The organism is Nitrospira sp. BLG_2, from assembly GCF_049222245.1.
In genome coordinates, this window is the sequence record NZ_JBLYIG010000677.1 from 1 (window position 1) to 4,577 (window position 4,577).

Annotated in this window: 6 protein-coding genes; all 6 read right to left on the bottom strand. The window is 55.8% G+C overall.

The features are described from left to right. Positions 1-679: lipid-A-disaccharide synthase (locus ACOSYY_RS17915; protein ID WP_421664197.1), on the bottom strand; the 679-nt coding region annotated here is incomplete at its 3' end. A gap of 72 nt (positions 680-751) precedes the next feature. Continuing rightward, positions 752-1,699, bottom strand: a complete 948-nt coding sequence (locus tag ACOSYY_RS17920; protein ID WP_421664198.1) for a Gfo/Idh/MocA family protein — start codon at positions 1,697-1,699, stop codon at positions 752-754. An 89-nt stretch (positions 1,700-1,788) separates the two neighbouring features. Next, positions 1,789-2,658 carry an LpxI family protein gene (gene lpxI / locus ACOSYY_RS17925; RefSeq protein ID WP_421664199.1) on the bottom strand — a complete coding sequence of 290 codons (870 nt, stop codon included), beginning with the start codon at positions 2,656-2,658 and terminating at the stop codon, positions 1,789-1,791. Next, positions 2,655-3,473 carry an acyl-ACP--UDP-N-acetylglucosamine O-acyltransferase gene (lpxA, locus tag ACOSYY_RS17930; protein ID WP_421664200.1) on the bottom strand — a complete coding sequence of 273 codons (819 nt, stop codon included), beginning with the start codon at positions 3,471-3,473 and terminating at the stop codon, positions 2,655-2,657. Before lpxA ends, lpxI begins: the two co-directional genes overlap by 4 nt. A gap of 112 nt (positions 3,474-3,585) precedes the next feature. Continuing rightward, complete coding sequence (fabZ, locus tag ACOSYY_RS17935) at positions 3,586-4,038, bottom strand: 3-hydroxyacyl-ACP dehydratase FabZ (RefSeq protein ID WP_421664201.1); 453 nt, start codon at positions 4,036-4,038, stop codon at positions 3,586-3,588. A gap of 38 nt (positions 4,039-4,076) precedes the next feature. Next, on the bottom strand, positions 4,077-4,577 hold a 501-nt coding region (locus tag ACOSYY_RS17940; RefSeq protein ID WP_421664202.1), incomplete at its 5' end, for an OmpH/Skp family outer membrane protein.

Sequence of the window (4,577 nt, forward strand, 5' to 3'; positions counted from 1 at the left end):
CTTGCGCCAGGATAAATTTCGTTTTGGGTTCCCGACGCGCCAATTTTTCTACAGCCTCGATGAGGATGGGCAGCAATACTTGCACCTCATGGGCTCGGCTTCCCGGCAACAAGGCAATCACTCGCTCGTCATCGGAGAAACCGAATCTGCTGCGAAGCTCCGTCCGATCGTAGCAGCCTGCGACGGCATCCAATATAGGATGGCCGACAAACGTACACCGGACACCCGCTTCGTCGTAAATGGGCTTCTCAAAAGGAAGTATGACCAGGACATGATCGATCCGCTGTCTGATCCAACGAATCCGCCACGGTGCCCACGCCCAAATCTGCGGCGCGATATAGTACACCACCCGCAGACCGGCCGCTTTGGCAAAATACGCAAAGCGCAGGTTGAGACCCGGGTGGTCGATAAACACGACCGTGTCCCATTGTTGTGATCGGAATAACCGCCGCATCGTGATAAACCGCCGTATGATCGAGACCAACGCGAAGGGGCCGACCATACCAATGACGTCGAATCGCCCCATTTCCTCCAACAATCGCACACCGGCCGCCTCCATCGCACGCCCTCCGATCCCTGCCAATGAAACTTGAGGATCGCGTGCTTTCAGCGCTTTGGCAAGATTCGCTCCGTGAAGGTCGCCGGAAGCTTCGCCGGTGATGATCAGGATACGGGCCATGATGATCTACAAGACCATAAACATGATGGCGATCGCGAGGAACCCGATATGAACAACCGGCGGATGATGTCCTCAGGTATTACGCTGTCCGAACGCCGTGATGGAGGACAGCACGCGATGCGCCACCTCCAGGGCGGCCGTCCCGTCTTCGCCGGATACGACCGGGCATGATTGCGAGCGAATGGCCTGCAGGAACGACTCCAGCTGTAATCTCAGGGGTTCATCATCCCCGGCCTGAACCTCTTCAACCACCACCGTCGGTTTCCGGCCTGGCTCAACCGATCGGCGTCCGATCACTCCCAGGCGAGATTGAAAATCTATGGATACATACCCATTCGGTTGGAAGAGATGCATATGCCGCATCGCCTTCAATGAGACTCGACTCGCGGTCAAACTGGCGACACACCCGCTCTCGAATTGGATATACGCATCGGCGACATCGCTCGTGGAAGAACGCACCGACAGACCGGCGGCCCGCACTTCTTGCACCGGGCCGGGATTGCAGGACAACACCAAATCCAGATCGTGAATCATCAAGTCCAACACGACATCGACGTCTGTGCCGCGCTCGCTGTAGACGCCCATCCGCCGGCCCTCGAACAACACCGGCCGTTGGATGTGCGGCCGCATCATCTGCATGATCGGGTTGAACCGTTCGCTATGCCCTACTTGTAACGTGCATTTATTCATCTTGGCCGACTCCACCAGCTCCTGCGCTTCGGTCGGTAGCATAGCGATCGGCTTTTCCACCAGAACGTGCTTCCCAGCTTCGAGACAGGCTTTGGTAACGGAATAGTGCGCGGATGTTGGAACCGCAACACTCACGACATCGACGTGCTTCAAAAGATCCGGTAGATCGTCGAACGCCCGCGCGCCGTATTGACTGCCGATGAGAGAAGCTCGTCCATGGTCATGATCGACCACGCCGACCAACCTCGAGTCCGGCAACGAGGCATACAGTCGCGCGTGGTGTTGACCGAGATGTCCGACCCCGATGACACCGGCACGCAGTTTGGCCATACACCCTTGGATTGAATTGGGAATCTCTTGATCGATTGTTTATTGAATTTCTGAGATCAATTGATCAACAGATCTTCAGATTCCGAAACTCATGTCCCCGTGCCCGGCTCCCTTTCGCGAACGAGGCCGACAACGGCGATTCTAGCGTCTTCCGCTTTGCTGATCAGCAGTTCACGATCCAGCATCACGGATCGGCCCGCTTCGACTGCAAGCACCGAGGCCTTGACGGACCGCATGATCTCGATCGTCCTGGGACCGACGGCCGGCAGGTCGAACCGCAGATCCTGCTGAGGCTTGCTCCGCTTCACCACCACAGCACCATTCTTGGCCAGTTCGCCTCCCCGCTTGATCGCTTCATCGGTTCCTTCGACCGCTTCGACTGCCACAACGACCCGATCCTTAATCACGACACATTGGCCGATGTCGAGACGCCCGGTCTCTTTGGCCACGTCCCAGCCATAACGGATATCAACCCACTCTTTCTTGGTCGGTTGATGGGACGTGAGTGTCCCTTCCTCAACCAAGATCCCTTCCAGGCCGAACGTCGACTCGCAGATAGTGATTCCATCCTTCTCGAGTTCTGCAGCGAGTGCGCGGAGGATATCATCATCCTTCCAGAAGACCAACTTCGTGGCCAGAGCCAGCACGCGAAAATCAGGACGCGCATGGCTATAGACATAAGTTTTCTTGATGCCTCCCAACATGACCACGTTCCGGACGCCGTCGGACTTGAACGCGTTGATCAGCTTATTGAGTTGGCCGATCTTGACCCAATGGATCCGATCGACATGCTGTTCGAGTTCCGGTTCGGTTTCGCCCTCGTGAGCCACCGCATAGACTTGAAGTCCCATCTTGCGGGCGTTATCAGCAAAGATGATCGGAAATCGCCCATTCCCGGCGATCACCCCGATTCGACCGTCCGCTATTGGCGTGGCCTGGGTCATAGTGACTGAGATCACACTGGTTGATCGAACTCGCGCTCCAGATCGGGACTGACCGCTCTCGAGATTCCACGTTTGGTACCCTCCATAAACATGAGAATCTTGGCCACATCGGACTGTCCCTTAAACTCCTTTTTGGCCAGTCGAATCGCCTCGGCTGTCCGATGGCCCGATCGGAAAAGCAGATCAAACGCCTTCTTCAGCAAGGCGATCCGGTCCACCGAGAAGCCGTGCCGTTGCAAACCGACTGAATTGAGGCCGTACAGATGGGCGCGATACCCGCCGGCCGCGAACGTAAATGGAGGAATGTCCTGACCAATTGCGCAACAACCCCCGACCATCACGTAATCTCCGACACGCACAAACTGAAGAATGCCGGTCAATCCCCCGATGACGGAATGATTCCCGATGGTGATGTGTCCAGCGAGGCTTGCCGCATTGGCCATAATAATATGGTCGCCGAGCCGGCAATCGTGCGCCACATGCACATAGGCCATCAGAATGCCCTTCGACCCGAGAGAGGTCACTCCACCACCTTGGACGGTTCCCCGGTTGATCGTGACATACTCTCGGATAATGTTGTCATGGCCGATGATGACCTTGGTCGGCTCTCCTTTGTAAGCCAGGTGTTGTGGAGGCCCTCCGATCGACGCAAACGGGTGCACTTCGTTCCGCTCCCCAATCTCCGTCCATCCATCGATAGTCACATGGGAGAGCAATCGGCTTCCCTTTCCGATTGCGACATGCTCCCCGACTACACAGAATGGTCCGATCTCTACGTCACCATCGAGACTCGCCTTTGGATGAACGATCGCTGTAGGATGTATCTTCACGCATGCCCCCTTAGACTAACATCAACCATTGCCGGACATTGGCCAACCACTGGACACTGCCTTGCTTACACCCGACCTTACGTTTTAAGGATCGAGGAATGATCAGAACCGTTTATCGTGCTTCCGCCTTTTCTTCCATCACCATCGCCGTCACCACGGCTTCACAGACCATCTCATTGTCTACGTATGCCTTCCCTTGCATTTTCCAGAACGGCGGACGCTTCTTGAGTACTTCGATCTCAAACCGGAGCTGATCGCCCGGCACGACTGGTCGCCGGAATTTTGCCTCGTCGATACCCGTCAGATACATGACGGTTTTTCCGACCGCCCCCCCCGACTTGAAAGCCAGCACCCCAGCCACTTGAGCCATGGCCTCGATGATCAGCACCCCCGGCATCACAGGGCGTCCGGGGAAATGTCCTTGAAAGAACGGCTCATTCACCGTCACGTTTTTGATCCCGACAATCCGCTTGTGCGGTTCAAACTCTTTGATTCGATCCACCAGCAAGAAGGGATACCGGTGGGGGAGTAACGCCTGAATCTCAGCCGGCTCGACCGATGTCATTGGCTCTGCCTCCTCTCTGTCCCGAATAGTCCTACCCTCTACGGGTTCTGCCGATCAAATTCCTTGATAACCGAGTCCGTCACGTCCAGCGTCGGCTGATGATAGAGCACGATGCGGATGAGCGCCTCATTACCTTTGTCGAGGATGGCCGTATATCCCTCTTTCTTCGCCACAGCTTGCGCTGCGGCGGCGATTTTCTGCGCATATTCGACGACCATCTCCCGCTGTTTTTGCTGAACTTCACGATTAAATTCTTGAAGACGTCGCTGATACGCCTCCATCTTACTCCGCAACTGCTCCTCTTTCTCTTGTCTCGCTTGATCAGTAAGTTTGGAATTCGGATCCTGTAAAGACTGATCCAAATCTTTGAGCTCCTGTTCATCTGAATGAATGATCCTCTGTCTGGTCATGGAATATCCCTTCACATCTTCCAAGGCCAGCTTTCCGGCCTTCGTTCGTTCCATCACCAACTGTTGGTCCATCACACCCACCCGGACCGCCTCGGCAGCATGGAGCGGCTCGATCCACTGCGCCAGTGA